Genomic DNA, 23,673 nt, shown 5'->3' with positions numbered 1-23,673 from the left:
TCCGCCTGGCTCCTCGCGGTACGGCTCCTGGATCGACCTGATGATGTCAGGGAGGCCCCCGACGGCGAGGAGCCCCGCGAACAGTACGAGGAGCGCCGCGACGACGAGGTGGATGCCGTCCTCGATCCTCGGGAGAATGGGTCGCACAGTCAGCATGCAGGGGGTGCCCCCGCCCGCAGGCGCGGCGTGCTGTCGAACGGGTGGACGAGCGGATCCCTCCCTGTGGTGGCAGCCTGGGGAGATGCGGCGAGGCGCGGCATCACCGAGGCCTACCAGGCGGCAGGACAAGGGTTATGAGGCAGCCCGACTCGAGCACGAACGGCAGGAACCCGCGGCCCGTCCTGGCGCCCACCCGGGGTCTGCCCTCCGAGACGGCCCGGGACCTTGTCTCGAGCCGGCGGGAGGTACCGCGCCACCGCACCGCAGGGGGATCAGCCGGCAGACGGACACCGACGGTGCCCCTGGCCGGCGAACGAACAGGTCGAAGTCCGACGTGGCCGAAACGTCGGCACCCGCCTGGAGGACGGCGACTGGGACATCAGTGCCTTCCTCACCGCCCTGGAGAGCTGGGCGGAGCACAACCCGGTCCGCGCCGAGGCCGGCCATGAGCACGGGGTCGCGCTCTGTGGCGGGCACACCGTGCCGGAGGACGCAGGTGCACTGGAGGTGTGTGATGAGAGCTGACCGCTCCCACGAGAGCCGTGATGGTCACGTACTGGTCCTCGACGCTGGCTCTTCGAGCCTCCACATCGCTCTGTTCGCGGCCGACGGTGAACGGGTGGCGGATCGAGACGCCTCGGAGCCTCCGGGGCCTGCTGCGGCGGCGGAACTGCGGAACTTTCTCAGCGAGGTGCCCGCTCCTGCGGCGGTTGGTCACCGCATCGTCCACAGCGGTCCGCACCTGACTGGACATACGCTGATCGACACACCCGTACGGGCTCTGCTGGAGGACGTCGCCGATCTCGCGCCGCTGCACGTGACCCCTGCCCTGCATGTGGTCGATGCCGCACGAGAACTCCTGCCCGACGTTCCTCATGTCGCCTGCTTCGACACTGTCTTTCACAAGGATCTGCCGGCACAGGCGTGCACGTACGCCGTGCCGGAACGATGGCGAGCCGAATACGGGCTCCGCCGATACGGCTTCCACGGGCTTTCCTACTCGTGGGCACTGCAGAGGACGGCGCAGGCCCTGGGCCGACCCGTCGACAACCTCCAGGTCGTGCTCGTGCACCTGGGCGGCGGCTGCTCGGCCTGCGCCGTCCGGAACGGACGCAGCGTGGACACCACCATGGGCCTCACTCCGCTGGAAGGACTTGTGATGAGCCGGCGCAGCGGCAGCCTCGACCCCGGCGCGCTGCTGTGGCTGCAGCGGCGGCACGGTCTGAGCACGGACGAATTGGATGACACACTCCACCGGCATTCCGGTCTGCTCGGCCTCTCCGGTACCTCAGGAGACACCCGGGACCTGGTGCGCGCCCGCGCGGAGGGTGATGCCGCGGCCGCGTTGGCGCTGGCGACGTTCACACTCAGCTGCCGCAGGGGCATCGCCTCGATGGCCGCCTCGCTGGACCGGCTGGACGCGCTGGTCTTCACCGGCGAGATCGGCGAGGACCAACCCGAGGTTCGCGAGGAGATCTGCTCGGCCCTGACTGTTCTCGGTGTACGAGGCGGGCTGCTCGTCCCCGAACTGGACGATTTGATGCGGGAAGGCCTCCGGCGCATCGATCAGGCGGTGAGAAGTGTCCCGGTCCTCGTGGTCGCAACCGGCGAGACACAGCAGATCGCCGCCGAGACCCGACGGGTGCTCGGCGTCGCTGACCGGACACGGTAGCTGTCACCAGTTGGACAAGTTTGTTGTCACGTCTGGTGCGTGGCCAGTCGTGTTGTTACCGGATAACGGACGTCGCGTTCGAGGACCCACCTGGACGAGGCCCGGAGCCAGGGCTGATGCATGCTCGCCGTGGGCAAAATGAGGAGCACCGCGCCGATCACCGTCCAGGTCTGCTCCGCGTACCCCAGCCAGGTGAAGCCGGCGACCCGCAGCGCGCAGCCGGCCAGCACGATCGGGCGTACGCCGTAGCGGTCGACGAGTGCGCCGCCGACCACGAAAAGGCCCTGCTGGCTGAAGGTGCGCAGACCCAGGACGAAGCCGACCATCCACCCATGTAAGAAGCCGATACCAGAGGTGAGTTGGGTAAGGATCAGCAGCCGCAGCAGCGGTGACAGATGCTTCCAGGTCCGCTCGCGTGAAGGCTTGGTCGTCCGGACGGTTCGGCGGGTCAGGGCGCGGGAGATGAGATCGGGCATGGTGGTGTCCGTCTGTTCCTGGGTTGTAGGAGTACGGGCGTACGCGGTCGTTCCGACACCGTCTGCGCCGTCCCGCTGGGATGGTCCGTGTGCGCTCCGGGGTCGGCCGACGCCCGCCGCCTCAGCCGCGGGATGCGTACTCCACCGGCCGCCCTGACCGCGAGCGCCCCGAGCAGGGCTCCAGGACGGCGGCCGGGGCGAGGACGGCCCAGAGGGCCCGTTCGGCATACGGCCTCTCGGCACCGTTGCGGGACATCAAGAGTTGAGTCCTGCAACGACCGTCAGCCGGACGGCGATACCGAGGCCACTGCGCCGAGGCGGCAGGAGTGGGCGGTTACCTGGTCTTGAACCGGCCCGGACGCACGAAGTCCAGGCCTTCGGTTGTCTGCTTGCCGAGCGCCTCGTGCGCGGCGATGTGGCCGTAGCCGGTCGCCATTTTGAAGCCCTTGCCGGAGAATCCGGTGGCGCAGTAGATGCTGCTGTTCTGATCCAGCCAGCCGATGAGGGGATGCCTGTCCTGGGTGAAGAGGTCGGGGAAGGCGTCGGCGCGCGCGATGGTGGGGATCAGGCCGGGGAAGAATTCGGTGACGATCTCGGTGACCTTTTCGACTTCTTCCCGGGTGAGTTCCCTGGGCACGGCGTCCGGGTCGGGGGTTGCCCTTGCGAGCCCGGCCACCGGTCCGTCCACCGATGCCTTGACCGTCACGCCGTCGACGGCGGGCGCGCCGTACATGGAGCGATCCTCGTACCACCGGCTGAAGGCGGGGAAGTTCTCCGGCGAGAACTGCGTGCCGTCCTGGGCGATGAACCAGGTCAGGACGATCCGATGGGTTTCCGTGACGGCCTTGAGGCGGTCGGGCATGAGCCTTCGGGACCAGCCGCCCGAGGCGACGACGACCTTCTCGAACGTCCAGGTTCTGTCGCCCGAAGTGACGACCACGCCGTGGTCGGTTTCGGTGATGCTGTCCACGGGTGTGTTCTGCAGGACGGTGGCGCCGCCTGCCTGGGCCGCCGCGACGGCAGCGCTGACGGCGCGGTCGGTGCGCAGAACACCGGCGCGGGGGTCGTAGACGGCGCAGTCGTCGGGGCGGAGATTGTGCTGGGGGTAGCGTTCCGCCATCTCCTCCCGGCTGAGGACGTAGTGCTCGGCTCCGGTGATGCGCGTTGCCTCGAGGAGACTGTTGATGTAGCTGCCGTTCGCCGTCCCGATGGACAGGCCCCCGGTAGGCGTGAGGATGTCCTGCTGCCCGGTTTCGGCTTCGAGCTCGGCCCAGAGGCCGCGGGAGCGTTCGATGATGGGGTAGTACTCGGGCCTGCCGAGGTAGATCATGCGGAACAGGCGGGTGTCCCCGCCGACGGCACTGCGGCCGTGAGCGGGGGTGGCGGCCTCGAAACCGACTACCGAATCGGACAGCCGGGAGGCCTGCCACAGGGCCATGCTTCCGATGCTGCCCAAGCCGATGACTGCGAGTTGTGCGTCCATGACAGCAGTTCCCTTTTCTTTTACTCGTGGAGTCCGGCGAGGCGGCTGCCGAATCTGGCCAGGAGTGAGGTCTTGCTGGAGCCCCTGCGCTCTTCCCACTGGTCCGCGATACCGAAGAGCCGGTACATGGCGTGAACACCCAGCCAGCGAACGGGTTCCGGTTCCCACTTCGGCGCCCGGTAGCCCACCCAGGGAAGCGTGGTCCGTTCGGTTTCCCTCTCGAAGGCGAGCTCCGCGAGGGTCCTGCCGCCGACATAGGCTGCCGTGACGCCGTGCCCCGCGTAGCCGGAGGACGATCCGATCCCGGATGCCGGGTCCCAGTGCACGCCGCCGTTCCAGTCACGCGTGACGCCCAGGACTCCCGACCAGGCGTGATCCACCTCGAAGGGGATGCCAGGGAAGAAGGTACTGAGCTTGTGCGAGATCAGGTCGATGGTGGACTGGGCGGTCGCACCGGCTCCCCCCGTGCCGGACCCGAAGCGGTAGGGGACACCGCGGCCCCCCATGGCGATACGGCCGTCCGACGTCCGCTGGGCGTAGATGAAGGTGTGCGCGGAGTCGTTGAGGCACTGGGGCCCGTCCCAGCCGATCTGCTGCCATGCCTCCTCCGGCAGGGGCTTGGTCACGATCATCGAGGAATTGACCGGGATCAGGCTCCGGCGGCCCAGCAGTTGTCCCGAGTAGCCTTCGGTGCAGATGAACGCCTTGGCCGCGGTGACACGTCCGTCGGCCAGGATGAGGGTCTTGCCCTCGACACGGTCCACGCGGCTGCTCTCGTAGATCCTGACGCCCATGGAGGTCAGGGTGTCGGCGAGGCCGTAGACGAGTTTCGCGGGGTGGATCCGCGCGCAGTGCTTGTAGAAGAGTCCGCCGTGGACGGTGGAGATGTTGATCCGGGACTGGAACTCGTCCCGGTCGAGCAGGTGGACTTCGTCGTCGGTCAGCCCGTACTTCAGTTCTGCTTCACGCCGGGTGACAAGGCGGCCCAGCCCCGCCCGCGTGTGGGCGGCGACGAGCGCTCCGCCCTTGTGCTGATCGGCATCGATCCCCTCGGCCTCAAGGATGTCCAGGACCGCGTCGACGCCGGCGACGAACTCCTGCTGCAGCGCCCGGCTCGCCTCCAGCCCTCCGCCGGCGCGGGCGAAGGTGGCACGGTTTCCCGGCGGCATGGCCGAGAGCCAGCCACCATTGCGCCCCGACGCGCCGTAGCCCACCTGCTCGGACTCGAAGACGGCGACCGAGAGCGACGGTTCGAGCTTCTTGGCGAAGTACGCCGCCCACAGGCCGGTGTAGCCGCCGCCGACAATGGCCACGTCGACGGAGTCCGGGCCGGTGAAACGGGGGAACGAGGGCTTCTTGTCGGCCAGTTGGGCCACCCAGAAGCCAAGCTCTCCGTTTCGGGGTGGTGCCGCAAGCGCGTTCATGTCGTGTCCTTCTTCTGTGTCTGGGAACCGTGTGGGCCGGTGCGGGAAGGCGGTGTGGCCGCCGTCGACGGGGCGGGTTGCCCCGGTGATGTACGAGGACTCAGACGACGCGAGGAAGCCAACGGCGGCGGCGATCTCCGCGGGGGAGTGGCGAGGTGCCTGAGCGGGTGCCGGCGCCGGCCCCGAGGCCCCCCACGCCCGCGGATGGGGGCCTCGGGGCCGCTGACCTGCGCTGGAGGGAGGCCTTGATATGTGCGTTGTGACGTATGGCCTGGAGTCGAGGCTGTGCTCGGCGCCGAAGTCCTGCACACGGCCGATGGTTCCCGCATCACGTCGACCGGCACCATCGGCGCTTCGGTACGCGCCGCTACACCGCGGTGCAGATCATCTGGATCTCGACCGGGGTGTTGAGCGGCAGCCCGGCGACACCGATCGCGGTGCGGGCGTGCCGCCCGTTCTCGCCCAGTACCTCGATGAGCAGTTCACTGGCCGCGTTGGCGACCTGCGACTGCTCACCGAAGTCCGGCGTACTGGCCACGAAGACCAGCATCTGCATGATCCGGACCCGGTCCAGATCGCCCACCGCCTGAACGGCGGCTGCAAGGCAGTTCAGCGCGGCATGGCGCGCGAGCTCCTTCGCGGTTTCCAGCTCCAGGTCCCGGCCGACAACGCCCTGACCCAGCAACTCACCGTCCCGGTAAGGGAGTTGGCCGGAGATGTGGATGCTGGAGGCCACCGCCCGGTGGTGCACGAAATATGCGTTGCCGGGAAGGTCGGGCAGCTCCAGTCCGAGGTTCTGGAGCCTTTCCGAAGCCGAGTCGCCCTTGACGGTCTGAGGCAGGGGCAGGCTCATGCCGCCACCGCCTTGCTGTGGACCATTTCCTCAGTTCTCCTGTTCTCGGGTTCTTCAGTTCTCCGCTCGGACGTCAGGGGCGCGGCAGGCCGAAGAGGACCGGGAGGTCGGCGATGTCGGTGATCCGCTCGTAGCCGAGCCAGTGCTCGTCGTGCTCCCAGCCGCGGTCCATGTACACCTTGTTCTTGATACCCATGACAGCCGCCGGGCGCAGGTCGTACATGGGGCTCGCGGAGACGTGCACGAGCTCGTCGGGTGTCACACCGAGCTTGTCGAACATGTAGTCGAACGCGCCGAGCCGTGGCTTGTAGATGCCCATCTCCTCGGCGCTGATGACGACCTCGAAGGGGGCCTTGAGGTTCTCCGCGAGGCGCTTGGCGTGCGCGGTGTCGCTGTTCGTGATGATGACCAGCGGGACCTCTTCGGCCAGGCGGTTCAGAGCCTCGGTGACACCGGAGTACGGGCCCCAGGTGGGGATGGTCTCGTACACCGCCCGCGCGTCTTCCTCCCGGTACTCGAGACCGACCTTGCGCGAGGCGCGTTCCATGGAACGGGCGACGACCTGGTGGAACGGCTGGTAAGCGCCCGTGCACTCGTCGATCCGGTACGCCTTGCAGATCCGCAGGTACTCATCGGCGACCTCGGCCGGCAGTCGGTCGCCCAGGATCTCGCGCATCGTGTCGTTGATGCTGAACTTGATCAGCGTTCCGTTCATGTCGAACGTCGCGAACTTGGGCTTGATGTCGAATGCCACTGGTCCTCCTGTGTGTTTAAGTGGAGTGGCCCACTGTGGTCGATTGTCGACCATTTGCCTGGTCGATTGTCGACCAAGCGTGTCTGAGCTGTCAACAGCGTCAGAGGAGCGCCTTGGGGCAGGGCGGCGCTGACCCCCCTGCCGTATGCATGAGGTGATCGACCGGCGCAGCCCACTCGATGACGTTGGCGCAACCGGCGGAGGTATAGTCGACAAACGACCAAGTGGTCGGCAATCGCTGAGGGAGGGCCACGGGGTGGACCACAAGTTCGAGTGGCAGGAGCAGCGGACGACGACGCCTGAAGGTGTCTACCGCACACTGCGAGCCGCCATCCTCGATGGGGCCGTGCCTCCTGGTGGCCAGCTGCGCGAGGCGCACATCGCCGCGGACCTCGGCATCAGCCGGTCCCCGCTGCGCGAGGCGCTGACCAAGCTGGAGGAGGAAGGCCTCGTCGTGAAGATCCCCTACCGTGGGGCGTTCGTCGTAGAGGTGAGCGCTCGGGAGGTCGCCGAGATCGACTCGGTCCGGCTGCGTGTCGAGCCGTACGCCGCCGAGCTCTCGGCCGAAGCACTGCGCGGTCCTGAGCGGCCCCAGTTGCTGCAAACCGTCGAGGATCTCCGCCGGGCCATGGAGAAGGGCGACATCCCGGCCAGCATCGACGCGCACCTCCGATTCCACAGGCTCTTCTACGATCTCTCGGGCCACGGCGTCCTGCAGAGTCTCTGGAACGGCTGGGAGACCAAGCTGCGCCTCCACCTCAGCGTCGACCACCGCACCTACAGCGACGACCCGCAGCAACTGGTCGTCGAGCACGAGAGGTTGGCCGCCGTTGCCCTGGGTGGCGACACCGACGCGTTCCGCCGGGAACTGGCCGCCCATTTCCCCATGGGACTGGGGGCCAAGACGGAAGATCCGGGGGAGCCTGCGTCCCGGCATGTCTGAGGCCATGCCAGCCTGCGTGAAACATCCAAGCCTGCTCGCCACGGCGTCGACGCCGCTGCGTTCGGTGGTCGAGGTGTGCGACCACGGGCAGGCATCGGTGAAGGGTTTGCCGGCGGGCGTATGCCGGATCGAGCGGCTGCGTCGAGTCCTGGGTGCCTCCTGTCGTGGCCGCGATCGGTCGGCTTCCATCCGGCAACTGCCGCGCGCACGGTGACGGACCCGCCCGCGCACCGCGACCAGGCAATGCGCCTATGTCGCCGACTCCGTTCGGGGTGGGGCAGCTGCGGGCCGATCGCGGCTGGTGAGGCGTATGCGTAACCGTTGATCGGCATGCATTCCGGCGGCGCCGTCCGCGCCGTGCCCAGGTTGCCGACGTTGTCGACGTATCTGCGGGCGACTCCCCCTGGAGCGCGGTGTCGCGAGGCTCGGGGACGCGGACCGCGTTCACTGTGCCGTTGAACGGCAAGCGCTGATTGGTAGTCAGGTCGGGCGGGTCGGGCGGGTCAGCGGGTCAAGGGGCTTCACTCATCGCGCACTGGCCATGCGTTCACGATCGAATCTCAGTCTTGACAAAGTCTAAACTTGGGTTTAGTTTTCAAGCTCCTTGAGTAGGTGTGCGTGGCCTGGGTGGGTTTGTCCATGGGGGTTGGCTGCTGCACCTGGCCCCTGCTGAAATCGGAGTTGAACATGAGGTGCTACGACTGCCTCCAGGAGGCGCGCAGCGACACCACCGGCATCGGTGTGTGCTCGCGCTGCGGCTTGGCCACCTGTGAGAACCATGCCCGCGTACGACAGGTGCAGGTCACCCGCCAGATCGGCATGGGTGCTACGTACGGCCGCATCCCGGCACGCAGGGTGGTCTGCCACACCTGCGACATGGCCGAGATGGCGCACTGACCCGCATGGTGCGCTTGTCGCACCGCATCATCGGTCGCCGAACGCGCGCTGCCCGTCCGAGCGCCCCGTTCTTGGCCTGCCCGGATGCCGTCCCGCACACTGGTGCGGCGTCCGGGCCTCAGTCGCGGCCACGGTGGGTGTGCCGTGCTGGAGGCGCGACCGCGGACGGCAGAGTATCCATGATGTCCTTGCCGGCGGTCGTCCCGGCACGGTGATGGGGCCGGCGTTCCTTCCGGCCCGTGCCCGTAGGCACTCGGTCAGTCCCGAACCCGCCTGGCGTCTCACGCTACAGGCGCTTCCCTGAAGGGCCGCTGCGCGCTTGCCCTGAACCGCCACGTCGCACTCTCGAACTGATTCCGCGGCCGCGTTCGAGGTTGAAGTTCGTATTGACAGCGCTCGACGGACAGCCATATGGTCGACAAACGACAATAGCTTGACGGTTTTAAGCCAACATAAGGGGTTTTGTCGCCGCCGTTCCTCGAGAGGAGAGCCGAGTACAGATGATCAAGAATCATGAGACTTCGGCAGCGAACACCGACTCGGCTTCCGATCGGCTTCAGACCCTGGGGCTGGCCCTTCCCGAGCTCCGGGAGAACCCGTACTACGTGCACCACCGGGCGGTGGACTCCAGCATCCACATCTCCGGCCAACTCCCTTACCGGGACGGTAAGTTGCTGGGTCAGGGCGTTGTCGGCCGGGACCTGGAGCTGGAGACCGCGAAGGAGCTCGCGCGCCATGCCGTGCTGAACTGCCTTGCAGCCGCCGTTGAGGCGGTGGGCGATCTGGACCGGGTCCGGATCGTGCAGATGCTGGTCTTCGTGGCCAGTACGCCGGACTTCGGTGAGCAGTCGCAGGTCGCCAACGCGGCCAGTGAACTGCTCATCGAGGTACTGGGCGAGAACGGGCGGCACGCCCGCACCGCGATCGGTGTCGCCGGGCTGCCGCTCAACACCCCGGTCGAGATCCAGATGGTCATCACCGCTGCGTAGGGCGGCCCCGACGGCGGTCTACCCGAGTGCGCGCGATATCGCGGGGCACGCACGTCTGGCATCGAGGGGAGTCAGCACCCGCGCCCCTCGATCGTCTCCCCTCGATCGGTCCAGGCAGAACCACAAGGAGGGCAGCGTGAATCAGCTGCAACGAGCACTCGACGCTCTGGTCGAGCGGATCGACACCCCCGCGCCGATCGTGCTGGTCGACGTCATGCAGGGCAACATCGACCGCATGCAGGGCTTCGCCGACCAGCACAACATCAAGGTCAGGCCGCACGTCAAGACACACAAGTGCGTGGAGATCGGTCGGCGCCAGATCGAGGCCGGCGCGGTCGGGATCACCGCGGGAAACGTCGGTGAGGCAGAGGTCTTCGCCGCGGCCGGCTTCGACGACATCTTCCTCGCCTACCCGATCTGGGCCGCGGGATCGAAGAAGCCCCGGATCCGCCGGCTCGCCGAGTCCGCCCGGCTGCGGGTCGGCGTCGACAACGTCGCTGCGATCGAGGCCCTCGCCGACGCGATGGGAGACGAACCGGACCGCCTGCAGGTCGTGATCGAGGTCGACTGCGGCGCCCGTCGTTCCGGGGCGCCGCCCGAGCTCGCGGGCGACCTCGCGCTCGCCGCCCGCAAGCGCGGTCTGGTGCCGGCAGGCGTCTTCACCTATCCCGGTCACGGCTGCGCCGGTCGCGACGCTCGCCGGCGTGCCGCGCAGGACCAGGAAGCCGCGCTCACCACCGCGGTACGCGGCCTCGAAGGCGTCGGGGTCACCGCAGAGGTGGTCAGCGCCGGCTCCACGCCCACCGTCGAGTTCTCCACCAGCAGCACCGTGATCACCGAGATCCGTCCCGGCGAGTACGTCTTCGGCGATCTGAACAACGCCCGGCTGGGTGCTTGCGCGGAGGACCAGATCGCGCTGTTCGTCGCCGGGACCGTGGTCAGTGACTGGGTCCCCGGCCAGGTCATCGTCGATGTGGGCAACAAGGCCCTCAGCAAAGAAGGCAGCCCCGAGATCGGCTACGGCGGCATCGCCGGCACGAAGGCGGTCCTGTCCAAGGTCAACGAGTACCACGGGTTCCTCCCGCTGCCGGACGGCGATTTCCGCCCCAGCGTCGGAAGCGTCGTACCGGTGGTGCCCAACCATGTATGCCCCGTCGTCCTCGGTTTCGAGGAACTGATCGTCACCGACAGCACGGGCACGTCGCTGGAGCGCTGGCCGGTCGACGCCCGCGGATTCCTCAACTGACCGGCACGGGACGAGACCCCCGTCCTCTCCAAGCCCCCCACCCCCGACCGACCTCCCCCGTAATGAGGAGTGCCTGACATGAGACTCAAGAACGTCACGGCCCTGGTGACAGGCGCCAGCAGTGGCATAGGGCAGGCGGTGAGTTCCCACTTCCGCCGTGAGGGCGGCCGGCTCCTGCTCACCGGCCGCAGGGAGCGGCTCGACAGCGCTGAGCCCGACGATCTGTACGTTCCCGGAGACCTCAACGACGAGACGTTCGTCGAGCACCTGGCCAAGCAGGCCGCAGAGACCTGCGGCACCGTCGACGTCGTCGTCCTCAACCACGGCCTGCAGGCCGACGGTCCGCTCACCGAGATGGCCTGCGACGACGCGAGGAACGTGCTCGAGAGCAACCTGCTCAGCGCGTTCCTGGTGATGAAGCACTTCGCCCCGCTGATGCCCGAGACCGGCGGCTCGTTCGTCTGCGTCAGTTCACGGCTGGGCATGGTCGGCATGTCTGGGCAGGTCCTGTATTCCGCCGCCAAGGGGGGCCTCATCATGCTCGCCAAGGGCGCCGCGATCGAATGGGCCCCGCGCAACATCCGGGTCAACGTCGTGGCTCCGGGTCTGACCGCCACACCGATCATCGAAGCGGCGTTCCAGCGCAGGCCTGACCCCGAGGGCTACCGCCGTCAGCGCGAGAGCACGATCCCGCTCCAACGCCTCGCCACCCCTGAAGAGGTCGCTGACGCGGTGCTCTTCTTCGCCTCGCGGGAGTCGTCGTACGTGACCGGATCGGTCCTGACCGTCGACGGCGGGTACACCGCCGGCTGAGCACCCTGCTGGGCATCACCATCAGCAAGGAGCTGCACGACCTTTTCTCCGTCGCTCCTTCTGCCTCGGGCGTCCGCCGACTGCGGCATGAACTGTCGAACAAGCGTCGAGCGCGTGCCCCATTCGTCTGCTCCACTCGAACGGCGTCACCCTCAGTGCGCCCGTGCCGACAACCGTAGCCGAGCCACCCGGCCACCTCGGCACCAGCCACGATGGCTCGTATCGGCCTCCGCACATCGGGAACGGGCCATGCCCACGAGCGTGTGTCAGCTGCCGCTTGGCAGCAGCTCGTCGACCGTGGCCGCGGCCACCAACTTCTCAAGCTCCAATAGGAAAGACATGTCGCTCCTGAAGGCCATCGACACCAATCCCTCCTTCACGCCGCGAACTCACCACGCTCACCTCCAGAAGACGGGGTATCGGCCGGGAGCAGCGCGGAGTCCGGGTGATGGGTCATGGCCCTCAGACTGGAGGCCGGGCCGATCACGGCCCATCCGGCAGAAGGCTGCCGTGGCCCTGCCGAGTGGTGGGTGCTACCCCGCCGTGTGGCTGGAGCTGCAGCTCAGCAGGCCGCCGGGACCGATCGGGGCTTTAGGGTCGAGTCGGCATGGGCCGGACGGTATGAACGAAGGGTAGGGGGAGCGCGTGATCCGGGTAATGGTGGTCGACGACGAGGCTCTGGTCCGCTCGGGCTTCCAGCTGATTCTGGGCGCGTCCGAGGACATCGAGGTCGTCGCGACCGCGAGTGGCGGCGAGGCGGTCGAGACGGTCCGCCGGGAGCGGCCCGACGTGGTGCTGCTGGACATCCGGATGCCGGACGTCGACGGGCTCACCGTGCTCCGGGAACTGCGCACGATGCCGGACCCGCCGGTGGTGGCGATGCTGACCACGTTCGACGCCGACGAGTACATCCTCACCGCCCTGCACTCCGGCGCGGCCGGTTTCCTCCTCAAGGACACCGAGCCCGAGCAGCTCGCCCACCTGGTGCGCACCCTGGCCGCGGGCGGTGTGGTGCTGTCCCCCAAGGCGTCGCGGACGCTGCTGCACAGCCACCCCGGCACCGGGACGGCCGTCGACGAGGAGGCCGCGCGGGTCCGGCTGCTCACCGCGCGGGAGCGCGACGTCCTCGTCCTGGTGGCGGAGGGGCTGTCGAACGCCGACATCGGGGCGCGTATCCACCTGGGGGCGGGCACGGTGAAGGACCACGTCAGCGCCATCCTGACGAAGCTTCGCGTGGCGAGCCGGGTACAGGCGGCGCTGCTGGCGCAGCGGGCCGGGCTACTCGACGAGCGCCTGCGGTCGGAGACCGGCGGATGAGCCGTGCACGCGCCCTGTGGCAGCGGGTTCCCGCGCCGGTCATCGACCTCGCCCTGGTGGCCGCGGCGGCCGTGGACGTGCGGCTGAACAACTGGGAGCCCACGCGCCTCGAGCTCGCGCTGGCGGCTGTCGGGTGCACCGCGCTGGCCTTCCGGCGCCGCTTCCCGCTCGTCGTGTTCCTGCTCACCCTGCCCGTCGCGCTGATGCAGGATGTCGCCGTCGCTGTGCTCGCGGCGCTGTTCACCCTGGCCGAACGCTCCCGCAACCGCCGTCTCCTCGCCGTGTGCGTCGCCCTGGCCGCCGTCGCGAGCAGCACTCCGTGGCCCCTGGCCGAGGTCGACCGGACCATGACATTGGTCTTCTTCGTGTACGGCCTGGCTACGGCCGCGGCACCGGTCCTCTTCGGCCAGCTACTCCAGGCACAGCGGGACCTGGCGCGGCGGTTGGCCGAGATCGAGGAGGCAAGGGAACACGAGCGGACCCTGCACGCCCAGGCCGTCCTCGCTCGCGAACGCGCCCAGCTGGCCCGGGAGATGCACGACGTGGTCTCCCATCAGGTCAGTCTGATCGCCGTACGGGCCGGGGCGTTGCAGGTCGCCGCCCGGGACGTGGACGCCAAGGAGGCCGCTCGCACGATCCGTTCGCTGAGCGTCACCACGCTCGACGAACTGCGCACCATGGTCACCCTGCTGCGGGCCTCCGGCGGCGACGCCACCGAGCTGACGCCTCAGCCCACCCTTGCCGACCTGCGTAAACTCGTGGAATCGAGCGGCACTCATGTACAGCTGACGGGGGAACTGCCGCCCACTGTGAGCACACCGACCCAACGCGCCCTCTACCGTACGGTTCAGGAAGCGCTGACCAACGTCCGCAAACACGCACCTGGCGCCACGGCCAGCGTCGAATTGTGGCAGGACGGCGAGGGCATCGGAGTGACCGTCACCAACACCCCATCCACGCGTCCTTCCCTGTCCCTCCCCGGCTCCCAGCAAGGCCTCGTCGGGCTGCGGGAACGTGCCGACATCCTGCACGGCACCCTGGATGCGGGCCCGACCACGGAGGGCGGCTACCGGGTGCGGCTGCGGATCCCGCTCAGCGCGGACTGAGCTGTTACTCAGGGCCTGTCCGGCGGATCATTACCTACGGCAGGTGAACCCTGGACAGGGATCCGCCGGATGCGGATGCGGATGCGGATGCGGATGCGGATGCGGATGCGGATGCGGACGGGGGCAGCGGGGTCAGGCCATTGCGAACTTGGCGACGTACTCGTCGAAGGGCTCGATGCCGACTTCTGCGCGGAGTTCGTCCATGCGCTCGGGCTCTTCGCAGGGCCAGAGAACCGGTGCCCCGTCCTTCACGCCGGCGATCTGAGTGCCGTAGATCTGCTTGCGGCCCTCATTGACCAGCGTGCGGTCGCACAAGAAGGCCAGCTCGCGTGGGCTGGCCGAGCCTGCCGACACCGCCTGCCGCAGCAGCTTCAGGGCGCGTCGTTGAATTTCAAGCTGCCGGTCAGCGTGCTGGGCGACCAGCTACGCTGCGCGCGCGGCCTCCTCGCCGACCACTTCCTCCGTCGGCCAGCCGTACTCGTCCGTGATCTCGCCGAGCCGGTCAACGCTCGGTGTACATGGGGGGCCTTTCGCGGTCTTGGTCTGCGTGGGTGTGGGTGTGGGTGGTTGTCCGGCCGGGCGTGGGGCAGTGACCGACCGGACGACCTGGCGTGTGGTGGGTCATCGGGCGGGGGTCAGGAGCTGGGTGGCCGCCAGTTGTGCGTACAGCGGGTCCTCGGTCACCAGTTCCTCGTGAGTGCCGACGGCGCGGACCCGGCCGGCGTCCACGACGACGATGCGGTCGGCTCCGGTCACCGTGGACAGGCGGTGGGCCACCACCAGCACGGTGGTTTCCCGTGCCACCTCCGCGATGACGTCCCGCAGCGCCAGCTCGTTGACGGCGTCGAGCTGCGAGGTCGCCTCGTCCAGGAGCAGCAGCCGGGGCTTGCGCAGCAGGGCGCGGGCGATGGCGACGCGCTGCCGTTCGCCGCCCGACAGTTTCGAACCGCGGTGTCCGACCGGGGTGTCCAGGCCGTGGGGCAGGCACTCGACGAGGGTGTCGAGCTTCGTGCGGGCCAGGACGTCGCGGATGTCGTCGTCGCTCGCGCCGGGCGCCGCGAAGACGAGGTTCTCCCGCAGGGTGCCGGCCAAGACGGGCGCGTCCTGTTCCACGTACCCGATGGCGGACCGCAGCTCGGACAGGGACCAGTCCTGGACGTCCTTGCCGTCGACCAGGACCCGGCCGCCGGTGACCTCGTGGAACCGCTCGATGAGCGCGAACACCGTCGACTTGCCCGCGCCCGAGGGACCGACGAAGGCCGTCAAACCGGTTTCCGGAACCTCGAAACTCACCTGCCGATGGACGTACGGCAGGTTCGGGCGGTAGCGGAAGGACACGTCCTCGAAACGGACCGATGCCGGATCCGGCACCGCTGCCCCCTGCTTGGGCAGGGAGACCCTCCGCCGGTCGGCCGGTTCTGTGGAGAGGCGTTCGACCTGCGCGATCCGGGAGATCGCGGCCGCCCCCTCCTGAAAGGAGGTCACGGCTTCGATCAGCGTGGACACCGGCTCGATCAGGTAGAAGAGGTACAGCAGGAAGGCGATGAGGGTGGAGACGGGGATCTCCCCGGACGCCACGCGCGCCCCGCCGACCGCGAGTACCGCGAGGAAGGCCAGCTGGACGGCGAGTTCGTCGGCCGAGCCCGCCGCGGCCTCCCACTTCGCGCTCTTCACGCCGTGCCGCCACGCCCGCCGCGCCGCCGCCTCCACCCGGGCGGTCTCCCGGCCCTCGGCACCGGACGCCTTCACCGTGCGGAACGCCCCGAAGGCCCGCTCCAACGCGACGGAGATCTCCCCGACCGCCTGCTGCGATCGCTCGGTGGCCCGGGCGATCTTCGGCATGACCAGCGCGACGGCCCCGCCGACCAGCACGACCACGCCGAGCGTCACACCCAGCAGCACGACATCGAGCAAAGCCATCATCACGATCGCCGCGACGAACGCGACCGCACCCGTGGCCGCGGAGACGACCGCCTGCGTGCTGACCGCCCGCAGCAGCGTCGTGTCCGAGGTGACGCGGGACATCAGATCACCCGGCGGGATCCGCTCGAACTCCGCGAGTCGCAGCCGCAACAGCCGCCCCACCACGGTGCGTCGAGCGGCCAGGACCACCGACTCCGCCGTCCGCTCCAGCACATACGCGCCGAACGCCTCGACCGCCGTGCCCACCACCACCAGCACGGTGAGCCCGATCAGGATCCCGGCGATGGTCCCACCGGAGGCCATCCGGTCCACCAGCGCCTTCGTGGCCAAGGGCTGCAGCAGTGCCCCGGCGGCCCCCGCCAGGGCACACAACAGACCAAGGGCAACGGACCAACGGTGCGGCCGGACATACCCGTACAGCGCCCTGACCGTCTCCCGGGCAGACAGGGACGTCTCATCCTTCGCCGGGGCGGATGGGGTGTTCACAACATTCCTTCCTTCTGCGGTCCGCCCGGCACCGCATGGACGGTGCCGGGCGGACCGGGCGTGATGGTGTGCCGGCTCAGCGGACGAGTCCGGGTGTGCTCGAGGAGAGGGCGCGCACCAACGCTTCGGGGAGCTCAGGGCGTACGACGACCAGGACGAGGGCGCCCGCAGCCAGCACCAGGCCGAGGAACTCCAGGAAGTCGCCCCTGCGAGGGACCACGTCATGCCCCGGTTCGTCGGCTGGTGAGGCGTGGGAGGTGTCGGGCTCCTTGCGCCGCGCACGGTGTGTCATGCCTCCACCCTGGAAGCCCGGCCGCCCCGCACCCATCCGGCAACCGTCGGGTCCACCCCCGCCGAGTGGCTGGACAAGACCACCTCCCGGTCGCACCGGACCGGGTCGGGGACGAGGTTCCGCCGGTCGGCAGGGCGGTACCCGCCGGTCGGCGGGGGCGTTACCGACGCCTGCCGGATGGCCCGCCCCCTGAGCTCCGCGCGAGGTTTGCCGTATGACACAGACGCAGCCGCCGCAGGAGACGTCAGCTCTCCCGGAGAACTCACCTCCGCCGCCCCGAACCTCCCCCGAGTCCGCCGTGCCGGCCTCGGCCGGTCCCTCGATGGGACGCCTCGTCGGGGTGGACCTGGCCCGCGCGCTGGCGGTGTTCGGCATGTACGTCGTGCACATCGGCCCCCCGCTGTCCGCCACGAGCGGCGTGGCGAGCTGGATCCGCTACATAGCGGATGGCCACTCGTCGGTCCTGTTCGCCACCCTCGCCGGGTTCTCGCTGATGCTGATCGCCGGCCGCCGCGAGCCGAAGACGGGCCTGGCGGGCCGGCAGGCGAAGGCCCGCATCGCGATCCGCGCCGTGATCCTGCTGGTGCTGGGCACCGTGCTGGCGATGGAGTACGGGGGAGTGATCATCCTCGGCTTCTACGGGGTCTACTTCCTCCTCGCCCTGCCCCTGGTGCGACTGAGCGCCAGGACCCTCGCGATCATCGCGGCCACCTTCGCCCTCGTCACACCGCAGCTGGCGTTCGTCCTGACCTCGCTGCTGACTCCGTCGGTCCAGGAGAGCATCAACGCCTACGACCCGCTCCGCCGCCTCAGCGAGGTGGGAGTGCTCGACCTGCTGCTCACCGGCTTCTACCCGGCGCTCACGTGGATGTCGTTCGTGATCGCGGGCATGGCGCTGGGCCGCCTCGACCTGTCCTCCGGCACCGTTCAAAAGCGCCTCGCCGCGCTCGGCGCCGCCCTCACCGCCGCCGCCTACAGCATGTCCCTGCTGCTCGCCGGATCGGACGGGTTGAGGAGCATGGCGGAAGACGGGTCGTCGTCCGGCAGCTCCGGTTCGATGCCCTCCGCCAGCGGTTCGATGTCCCCGGACGGGGGGTCGTTCCCCGAGATGTCCGCATCGTTCCTGCTGAAGGCCGGGCCGCACAGCGGGACCACGTTCGACATCATCGGCAGCGTAGGCGTCGCGATCCTCGTGATCGTGGGCGCGACGGTGGCGATGGACCGCCTGCCGCGACTGCGCCGCCTGGCGAAGCCGGTCATCGCCGTGGGCACCATGTCCCTGACCGCCTACGTCGGCCATTTCCTCGCCCAGTCCGCGCTGTCCGTGCCCGCCGGGACCGGCACCCAGCAATCATGGGTGCCGCTGATCATGTTCGTCCTCGGGGCGACCGTGTTCGCCGCGATCTGGTCCCGCTTCTTCCGCCGAGGCCCCCTGGAATACCTCCTCAACGCCGCCACCAAGCCGGCGAAGCACATCCGATGAGACCCGGCCGGGGTGGGACGCCCCCGCGCACCTGTACGAGAGGCGCAAGAGGAGCCGGGCAGGGACTCCTCCGGTAACGGGGCGAGGCTTCGGGCGAGTCGGCGATGCCGATCGCAGATCGCGGCCCCCGGGGTCGTACGCGGCGTATTCCTGCAGATCGTGCCAGGTGGTGAAGAGAGGAGTGTGCGGGCGTGGTTGGTGAGGAAGCTCCACCCTCACTGCTGGTCCACCCTGCCTGGCCCTCCAACCGCCTTATAGCCGGATGATGACGAGAGCGATGTCGTCGGGGGCGCCATCAGCGACGTCGAGGCGGGCCAGGAGTGCGTCGGCCAGCAGGTCAGGGGGGAGGGTTTGGTCCTGGGCCAGGGCTGTGGTCAGGCGTCCCAGGCCTGCGTCGATGTCCTCGTCGCGGCGCTCGATGAGGCCGTCGGTGTACAGCACGAGGGTGTCTCCCGGGGTGTACGAGAGGCCGGCCTGGGGACGGGGAACGTGGTGCTCGCGTGCGCCCAGTGGGGGATCGGTGGCCTTGGTCAGCAGTTCGCAGGTCCCGTCGCGGTGGAGCAGGATCGGTGGTGGGTGTCCGGCGTTGCTGTAGATGAGCAGCTTGCTGCGGGGGTCGATGAGTACCTTGACCGCGGTTGCGGCCATCGCGCCGTCCACGTAGCGGGAATAGAGGCCAAGGACCTCCAGGGCCTGGGCGGGGCCGGGGATGGCGCGGATGACGGCGCTCAGGGCGCTGCGGAGCATGCCCATGACGGCCGCGGCGTGCAGGCCGTGGCCGACGACGTCTCCGACGGCCACGGCGTAGCGGTCGGGCGGGAGGTCGACGACGTCGTACCAGTCGCCGCACACATTCAGTGACGCGGTCGCCGGCAGGTAGCGCACGGCGATGTTGCTGTGCCGGTCCAGGTCGGGGACGGAGAGCATGGCTTCCTGCAGGGTGAGGGCGACCCGCTGTTCACGGGCATGGGCTGCACGCAGTTCCTGGTTCAGCCGGTCCAGCTCACGGGCCCGCGCGTAGAGCTCGGCTGCCGTGCCCTTCGCCCGCTCGGCCAACTCCTCGCTGAGCTGACGTTCCCGAGGTGAGTGGACGAAGGCCGTGACGTCCTCTACCTGTTGGATGATCCACTTCACTTTGCCGTCAGCTCCGGAAAGCGGGGTGTGGATCACGGACCACCATCGTCCCTCGAACCCGCCCGGCTGGTCGGGGCGCGGAAGGTCGTACCGCTGCAGCACCGCGGTTTCCGGCTGACCGGTCTCCAGAAGCCGGTGCAGGGACGCTTTCAGGTTCCGTTCTGCGTCGTCGTGGACGCCGGGATTTTCCGGCAGGGCGTCGAAGAAGTACTTCCCGATCAACTCGTCGTTGGTCAGCCCGGTGCTCCTCAGGCATGCCGGGTTGACGTAGCGGATCACCAGGTCCGTGTCCAGTACCAGGTACGGGCTTGGTGTGGCGTCGAAGAACGCCGTGAAGTCGATATCCGCTGTCATTACGCGCTCTCCGTCGCTCGCGAGCGCCACCGCCTGCCCTGACCTATCAATCTACGAGCAATCCAGTGTCCGTGCATCGCCCGCCTTCCTTCGTCGGCATCGTGCACCTGACCGTGACCCGAAGGCGCTGCCGAAGCTGTGCGAAGTCTGGACGGTGCCGCACCGCTTGATGTCCCCGCATGCCCGCCGGCCCCGCCCGGGCTCGTACCGCACGGGCGAGATGAGCATCAGGATGCCGACCGGAAGCGTCTCCGCGCGTATCGTCGGCGAGCCTCCGGGGGCCGAGGAGCCCTGGCATTGTGGGCATCGCGAGCAACGCATGGAGATCGCGCGATGCGGCATCGTCCCGGTCGACGGCACCAGCGCAGCAGGTCTCACTCGGCCCTCTCCGTCCTCGTCAGGCGATATGGGGCCGGGCGGGGTGACGATGGAGGGGAACCGATTCGCCCCCTTTCTTCTCGGAAGGCGTGAGCTGGTATGACATCTCCCTCCGATTCCCCATCGGGCACCGGTACTGGGCCCCAGCACGGCACCGGGCCACCAGAGGCCTCCCTCGGCGGAAGCCTGGCAGGCTTGGCGAACATGGGCTGGCAGATCCTTCTCACCACGGGCCTGGCTGCCATCGCCCTCGGCGTCGCGGTCCTTGCCTGGCCGGAGGAGACGCTGCGGGTCGTCGGCGTGCTCTTCGGCATCTATCTGCTGGTCATCGGTGTCTTCCAGCTGGCCGCCGCCTTCGGCACGCACATCCCCGGGCATCTTCGGGCCCTGCATTTCCTCGCGGGGGCGCTGTCCGTCCTGCTCGGGCTGATCTGCTTCCGCGGCACCCTGCAGTCGATCCTGCTGCTCGCCCTGTGGATCGGCTTCAGCTGGCTGCTGCGCGGGACCATGGTGACGGCCACGGCGGCCATGTCCCCGGACACGCCGGCGCGAGGCTGGATGCTGTTCAGCGGGATCATCGGCATGCTGGCGGGCATCGTGCTGATCGTCTCGCCGTTCACCTCGATCGGCGCGCTCACCCTGGCGGCGGGCATCATGGCCATCGTCCTCGGCGTGATCGAGGTGTTCCACGCCATCAGGATGCGCATCGAAGTCGGCCGTCTCGCGCCCAGGACCACTACAAAGCGGCGGCCCGCGTTCCGCTCCCAACCGCACCCTCAGCACTGATCGCGGCGGGAGACTCCGGCCGCCCCGCTACCGCGGGCCCCACTCCCGAAGCTGCAGCCGAGCGTGACGCCCTTCGCCCACGGTGGTTCTCATGAAGGGAGTTCGTGCCGCACCCGCGTGGGCGCGCGCCCTACTTCGCATCACCCGATTCACCATGCCCCTGCCAGGGCCGGGCGATCCCGACGAGGGCGATCCCTGCCGCGGTCACGGCGATCAGCATGATCAGTGCCATCGGCAGGGAGCTGCCCTCGCCGAACAGTCCCACCAGCGGTGAGGCGAGAGCCCCGCAGAGGAACTGCAGGCCGCCCATGAGCGCGGACGCCGCACCCGGAGCCACCCGGCCCACCGCCTGGCCGATGCTCATGACTCCCGGGAAGACAAGGCCGATGCCGCTGACCGTCACGAACAGCGTGATCCAGGTGCCCGCGAGGCTCTCGCCCACAACCACGACCAGCAGGACCTGCGCCAGTGCGCCGAGCGAGGAGAGGCATACTCCGGCCGTGAGGAGCGTGTTCAGGCGTACGCCCCGCCTCGCGAGTCGGGAGAAGACCGCCCCGGCGATGAGCATGCCTACCGCGTTGGTGGCGAAGATGAGGGAGTACGTCGTCGAGGAGACCCCGTGGAGGTTCTCGAAGACGAAGCTGGAGCCGCTGATGTAGGCGAACAGCGCCCCCGAGACGGGGGCGATGACGAGGACGTACCCCATGAACGTGCGGTGGGCGAGCAGCGAGCCCATGGCGCGGAAAGCGCTCACAACCCCGCCGCCGTGCCGCCGCTCGGGCGGCAGGGTCTCCGGCACCGCCCGCACCACAGCCAGCGACAGCAGAACACCCAGCAAGGTCAGTACGACGAACACCGCGCGCCAGGTGGACACGGACAGGATGACCCCGCCGAGCACCGGCGCGGCGACCGGTGCGACGCTCATGATCTGGGACAGAACCGCGAAGTAGCGCGGCAGTTCGGTGCCGTGGAAGCGGTCGGTGAGCACGGCGCGGGCCAGCACCATGCCCGCCGCGCCGGTCACACCCTGCAGGAAGCGGGCGCCGGTCAGGACGGCGATGTTCGGGGCGACGGCGCAGACGAGGGAGAAGAGCACGAACCCGGCGGACCCGGATATCAGCAGCCGGCGCCGGCCGAGCCCGTCGCTGAGCGGTCCGATGACCAGCTGGCCGATGACCAGTCCGGCCAGGAACGCGGTCATCGTCAGCTGCACGGCCGAACTGCTCGCCCCGAGCGCGTCTCCCATCGCGGGGAAGCCTGGGACGTACATGTCGGTGGTGAGGGGCGCGACCGCGGTCAGGGCGCCGAGTACGGCGACGAGCGCGGCGGCTGCACGCCCGGCTGGGGCGGGGACGGCGGGGGCGGGTTCGGCTGCGCGGTGCATACGAGAGGGGAGCGGAGGTACCATGGAGATAAAGGTAACGGGTAGTTCACCAGCTAACAAATGCAGGGAAGGTACGCCGCATGTCCTCCTCCCCGGCCTCCGCCGCCGACATCCGCACCCAGTGGGCCGAGCACAACCCAGGCCTGGACACCTCCCCCATGGAGCTGATCGGCCTGCTCAAGCACGCCACGGGCCTGCTCAGCCGCGCTGTGGAACCCCTCTACGCGGGCGCCCCTCTCACCGCGCCTGAGGTCGACGTGCTCATCCCCCTTCGCCACGCGACCGACCCGGTCATCGCCCGCGGCCTGGCCGAGCGGCTGGGGCTGTCCCGGGCAGGCGTGAGCAAGACCCTCGGCAAACTGGAGAAGCGCGGCTTCATCGCCCGCACCCCCAACCCCGCCGACCGCCGTGCCGCCCTGGTCACCGTCACCGAGGCCGGCGCCCAGGCCGTCGACGACCTCTTCCCCCGCCAACTCGCCGCGGAGGTCGACCTGTTGGCGGGGCTCGGAGAGGACCGGGAGTGGGTGTGCAAGGCGCTGGAACGGCTGGTGCAGGTCATGGAGACGCGCGTGGGCCACGACTGAGGCCCGCCGAGGACGGCGTCGTGTGCCGTGAAGCGCAGTTGGCCCCGGGGGGCTGCCGTTCCTTGGGGGCGATCAGCCGCATCCCCTTCGGCCGGCAGTCCAGCTCGACGGTGCCGTCACGCCTCCGGAGCGATGTTCGGGACAGTGGCTGCCGCTGTGGCCTGACGTCCGAGGCTGATCGACTGTCCGGCTTCGACGGCAGGCTCCCCGGCGTCGCGCAGTCGGCCCGCCGGGACTCGCTCGATGCCCAGCAAACGGTCGAGTGAGAGAGGCCCAGGGCCGGCCAACAACACCACCCCGAAGGCAGCGATGAGAACGAGGGGAAATTCCGCACCCGCCCCGGAAGCCCGCCCGGTGTGGGGAGTCATGAAGCCGATGTTGACATTGACCAGGGCCATGGCGGCGCACAGGTGCACGGTCAGCATGACCGCCGTCAGCCGGGAGACCAGGCCGAGCAGCAAAAGGGCCCCGCCGATCGTCTCCCCGAGGGCAACGGCCCAGCCCATGACCACGGGCTCGGGCACTCCGAGACTTCCCAGGAAGGCGCTGAAGCCGGTCGGTCCCTCGAGCAGCTTGTCCACTCCATGGACGGCCATGACTGATCCGGCTGTCACACGGGCCAGGAGCGGTGCGGCTGCGCCGGACCGGTGAAGCGGCGCCAGTCCCAGCACCTTGCGAGTGGTTGAAGTTCCTTGTGCGGTCACGATGGGCCTCCCGGTTGTTGAGGGTGTGGACGA

The 23,673-nt window shown here is 68.9% G+C and carries 20 protein-coding genes and 2 pseudogenes; 11 read left to right on the top strand and 11 right to left on the bottom strand.

All coding sequences use genetic code 11. The features are described 5' to 3' along the window. Window positions 1-778: 778 nt before the first annotated feature. Window positions 779-1,831 carry an acetate/propionate family kinase gene (locus ACZ7EG_RS37420; RefSeq protein WP_471088897.1) on the top strand — a complete coding sequence of 351 codons (1,053 nt, stop codon included), beginning with the start codon at window positions 779-781 and terminating at the stop codon, window positions 1,829-1,831. A 110-nt stretch (window positions 1,832-1,941) separates the two neighbouring features. Here ACZ7EG_RS37420 and ACZ7EG_RS37415 read toward each other — a convergent pair. The 5 genes and pseudogenes from ACZ7EG_RS37415 to ACZ7EG_RS37395 form a co-directional block, all read right to left on the bottom strand. Next, window positions 1,942-2,307: pseudogene (locus ACZ7EG_RS37415) on the bottom strand (MFS transporter); the annotation flags it as partial. 334 nt (window positions 2,308-2,641) lie between these two features. Continuing rightward, on the bottom strand, window positions 2,642-3,790 hold the full coding sequence (gene solA, locus ACZ7EG_RS37410; RefSeq protein ID WP_471088895.1) for an N-methyl-L-tryptophan oxidase: 1,149 nt from the start codon (window positions 3,788-3,790) through the stop codon (window positions 2,642-2,644). Window positions 3,791-3,810: 20 nt separating this feature from the next. Next, entirely contained in the window at window positions 3,811-5,214 is a 1,404-nt protein-coding gene (locus tag ACZ7EG_RS37405) for an NAD(P)/FAD-dependent oxidoreductase (RefSeq protein ID WP_471088893.1), read from the bottom strand. Between the two features lie 367 nt (window positions 5,215-5,581). Next, a complete protein-coding gene (locus ACZ7EG_RS37400; protein ID WP_471088891.1) occupies window positions 5,582-6,067 on the bottom strand; it encodes a RidA family protein in 486 nt (161 codons plus the stop codon). Window positions 6,068-6,140: 73 nt separating this feature from the next. Continuing rightward, on the bottom strand, window positions 6,141-6,821 hold the full coding sequence (locus ACZ7EG_RS37395) for a haloacid dehalogenase type II (RefSeq protein WP_471088890.1): 681 nt from the start codon (window positions 6,819-6,821) through the stop codon (window positions 6,141-6,143). 256 nt (window positions 6,822-7,077) lie between these two features. On the opposite strand from ACZ7EG_RS37395, the gene ACZ7EG_RS37390 reads away from it, so the two are divergent. From ACZ7EG_RS37390 to ACZ7EG_RS37360, 7 genes are all read left to right on the top strand, one after another. After that, window positions 7,078-7,764, top strand: a complete 687-nt coding sequence (locus tag ACZ7EG_RS37390; RefSeq protein WP_471088888.1) for a GntR family transcriptional regulator — start codon at window positions 7,078-7,080, stop codon at window positions 7,762-7,764. Window positions 7,765-8,451: 687 nt separating this feature from the next. Further along, window positions 8,452-8,661, top strand: coding sequence for a DUF2180 family protein (locus ACZ7EG_RS37385; RefSeq protein ID WP_471088886.1), 210 nt, complete (start codon window positions 8,452-8,454; stop codon window positions 8,659-8,661). Window positions 8,662-9,161: 500 nt separating this feature from the next. After that, window positions 9,162-9,650, top strand: coding sequence for a RidA family protein (locus tag ACZ7EG_RS37380; RefSeq protein WP_471088884.1), 489 nt, complete (start codon window positions 9,162-9,164; stop codon window positions 9,648-9,650). Window positions 9,651-9,786: 136 nt separating this feature from the next. After that, entirely contained in the window at window positions 9,787-10,896 is a 1,110-nt protein-coding gene (locus tag ACZ7EG_RS37375; RefSeq protein ID WP_471088882.1) for an alanine racemase, read from the top strand. 78 nt (window positions 10,897-10,974) lie between these two features. Then, complete coding sequence (locus ACZ7EG_RS37370) at window positions 10,975-11,709, top strand: SDR family NAD(P)-dependent oxidoreductase (protein ID WP_471088880.1); 735 nt, start codon at window positions 10,975-10,977, stop codon at window positions 11,707-11,709. A 657-nt stretch (window positions 11,710-12,366) separates the two neighbouring features. Next, a complete protein-coding gene (locus ACZ7EG_RS37365; protein WP_471088968.1) occupies window positions 12,367-13,026 on the top strand; it encodes a response regulator in 660 nt (219 codons plus the stop codon). Next, the gene (locus ACZ7EG_RS37360) at window positions 13,023-14,132 is read left to right on the top strand and encodes a sensor histidine kinase (RefSeq protein WP_471088878.1); all 1,110 of its coding nucleotides are present in this window, start codon (window positions 13,023-13,025) and stop codon (window positions 14,130-14,132) included. Before ACZ7EG_RS37365 ends, ACZ7EG_RS37360 begins: the two co-directional genes overlap by 4 nt. Before the next feature lie 132 nt (window positions 14,133-14,264). Here ACZ7EG_RS37360 and ACZ7EG_RS37355 read toward each other — a convergent pair. The 3 genes and pseudogenes from ACZ7EG_RS37355 to ACZ7EG_RS37345 all read right to left on the bottom strand — a co-directional run. Beyond that, a pseudogene (locus ACZ7EG_RS37355) lies at window positions 14,265-14,636 on the bottom strand (DUF6624 domain-containing protein); the annotation flags it as partial. Between the two features lie 117 nt (window positions 14,637-14,753). Beyond that, window positions 14,754-16,541 carry an ABC transporter ATP-binding protein gene (locus ACZ7EG_RS37350; protein WP_471088876.1) on the bottom strand — a complete coding sequence of 596 codons (1,788 nt, stop codon included), beginning with the start codon at window positions 16,539-16,541 and terminating at the stop codon, window positions 14,754-14,756. Between the two features lie 76 nt (window positions 16,542-16,617). Next, window positions 16,618-16,833 carry a hypothetical protein gene (locus ACZ7EG_RS37345; protein ID WP_471088874.1) on the bottom strand — a complete coding sequence of 72 codons (216 nt, stop codon included), beginning with the start codon at window positions 16,831-16,833 and terminating at the stop codon, window positions 16,618-16,620. 214 nt (window positions 16,834-17,047) lie between these two features. On the opposite strand from ACZ7EG_RS37345, the gene ACZ7EG_RS37340 reads away from it, so the two are divergent. Continuing rightward, window positions 17,048-18,316, top strand: coding sequence for a DUF418 domain-containing protein (locus ACZ7EG_RS37340; RefSeq protein ID WP_471088872.1), 1,269 nt, complete (start codon window positions 17,048-17,050; stop codon window positions 18,314-18,316). A 252-nt stretch (window positions 18,317-18,568) separates the two neighbouring features. On the opposite strand, the gene ACZ7EG_RS37335 is transcribed toward ACZ7EG_RS37340, so the two are convergent. Then, window positions 18,569-19,804, bottom strand: coding sequence for a PP2C family protein-serine/threonine phosphatase (locus ACZ7EG_RS37335; RefSeq protein ID WP_471088870.1), 1,236 nt, complete (start codon window positions 19,802-19,804; stop codon window positions 18,569-18,571). Window positions 19,805-20,281: 477 nt separating this feature from the next. Here ACZ7EG_RS37335 and ACZ7EG_RS37330 point away from each other — a divergent pair, with 477 nt between their 5' ends. Then, complete coding sequence (locus ACZ7EG_RS37330) at window positions 20,282-20,968, top strand: HdeD family acid-resistance protein (RefSeq protein ID WP_471088868.1); 687 nt, start codon at window positions 20,282-20,284, stop codon at window positions 20,966-20,968. A 130-nt stretch (window positions 20,969-21,098) separates the two neighbouring features. Here ACZ7EG_RS37330 and ACZ7EG_RS37325 read toward each other — a convergent pair whose 3' ends face one another. Beyond that, the gene (locus ACZ7EG_RS37325) at window positions 21,099-22,376 is read right to left on the bottom strand and encodes a multidrug effflux MFS transporter (RefSeq protein WP_471088866.1); all 1,278 of its coding nucleotides are present in this window, start codon (window positions 22,374-22,376) and stop codon (window positions 21,099-21,101) included. Between the two features lie 56 nt (window positions 22,377-22,432). On the opposite strand from ACZ7EG_RS37325, the gene ACZ7EG_RS37320 reads away from it, so the two are divergent. Beyond that, the gene (locus ACZ7EG_RS37320) at window positions 22,433-22,936 is read left to right on the top strand and encodes a MarR family winged helix-turn-helix transcriptional regulator (protein WP_471088864.1); all 504 of its coding nucleotides are present in this window, start codon (window positions 22,433-22,435) and stop codon (window positions 22,934-22,936) included. 116 nt (window positions 22,937-23,052) lie between these two features. Here ACZ7EG_RS37320 and ACZ7EG_RS37315 read toward each other — a convergent pair whose 3' ends face one another. Beyond that, window positions 23,053-23,607: a DoxX family protein gene (locus ACZ7EG_RS37315; protein WP_471088967.1), complete on the bottom strand. Its 555-nt coding sequence runs from the start codon at window positions 23,605-23,607 to the stop codon at window positions 23,053-23,055. Window positions 23,608-23,673 lie beyond the last annotated feature (66 nt).

The organism is Streptomyces sp. NPDC037100, from assembly GCF_055606225.1.
Note: the sequence above shows the minus strand (reverse complement) of the source record. Positions and strands in the feature narration are given on the sequence as shown.

Coding starts and splice junctions, on each gene's coding strand:
- ACZ7EG_RS37335 (WP_471088870.1), bottom strand. CDS start 19,804: ATGACAGCGGATATCGACTTCACGGCGTTCTTCGACGCCACACCAAGC.
- ACZ7EG_RS37360 (WP_471088878.1), top strand. CDS start 13,023: ATGAGCCGTGCACGCGCCCTGTGGCAGCGGGTTCCCGCGCCGGTCATC.
- ACZ7EG_RS37340 (WP_471088872.1), top strand. CDS start 17,048: ATGACACAGACGCAGCCGCCGCAGGAGACGTCAGCTCTCCCGGAGAAC.
- ACZ7EG_RS37400 (WP_471088891.1), bottom strand. CDS start 6,067: ATGAGCCTGCCCCTGCCTCAGACCGTCAAGGGCGACTCGGCTTCGGAA.
- ACZ7EG_RS37325 (WP_471088866.1), bottom strand. CDS start 22,376: ATGGTACCTCCGCTCCCCTCTCGTATGCACCGCGCAGCCGAACCCGCC.
- ACZ7EG_RS37320 (WP_471088864.1), top strand. CDS start 22,433: ATGTCCTCCTCCCCGGCCTCCGCCGCCGACATCCGCACCCAGTGGGCC.
- ACZ7EG_RS37385 (WP_471088886.1), top strand. CDS start 8,452: ATGAGGTGCTACGACTGCCTCCAGGAGGCGCGCAGCGACACCACCGGC.
- ACZ7EG_RS37405 (WP_471088893.1), bottom strand. CDS start 5,214: ATGAACGCGCTTGCGGCACCACCCCGAAACGGAGAGCTTGGCTTCTGG.
- ACZ7EG_RS37370 (WP_471088880.1), top strand. CDS start 10,975: ATGAGACTCAAGAACGTCACGGCCCTGGTGACAGGCGCCAGCAGTGGC.
- ACZ7EG_RS37345 (WP_471088874.1), bottom strand. CDS start 16,833: ATGACACACCGTGCGCGGCGCAAGGAGCCCGACACCTCCCACGCCTCA.
- ACZ7EG_RS37380 (WP_471088884.1), top strand. CDS start 9,162: ATGATCAAGAATCATGAGACTTCGGCAGCGAACACCGACTCGGCTTCC.
- solA (WP_471088895.1), bottom strand. CDS start 3,790: ATGGACGCACAACTCGCAGTCATCGGCTTGGGCAGCATCGGAAGCATG.
- ACZ7EG_RS37365 (WP_471088968.1), top strand. CDS start 12,367: ATGGTGGTCGACGACGAGGCTCTGGTCCGCTCGGGCTTCCAGCTGATT.
- ACZ7EG_RS37330 (WP_471088868.1), top strand. CDS start 20,282: ATGACATCTCCCTCCGATTCCCCATCGGGCACCGGTACTGGGCCCCAG.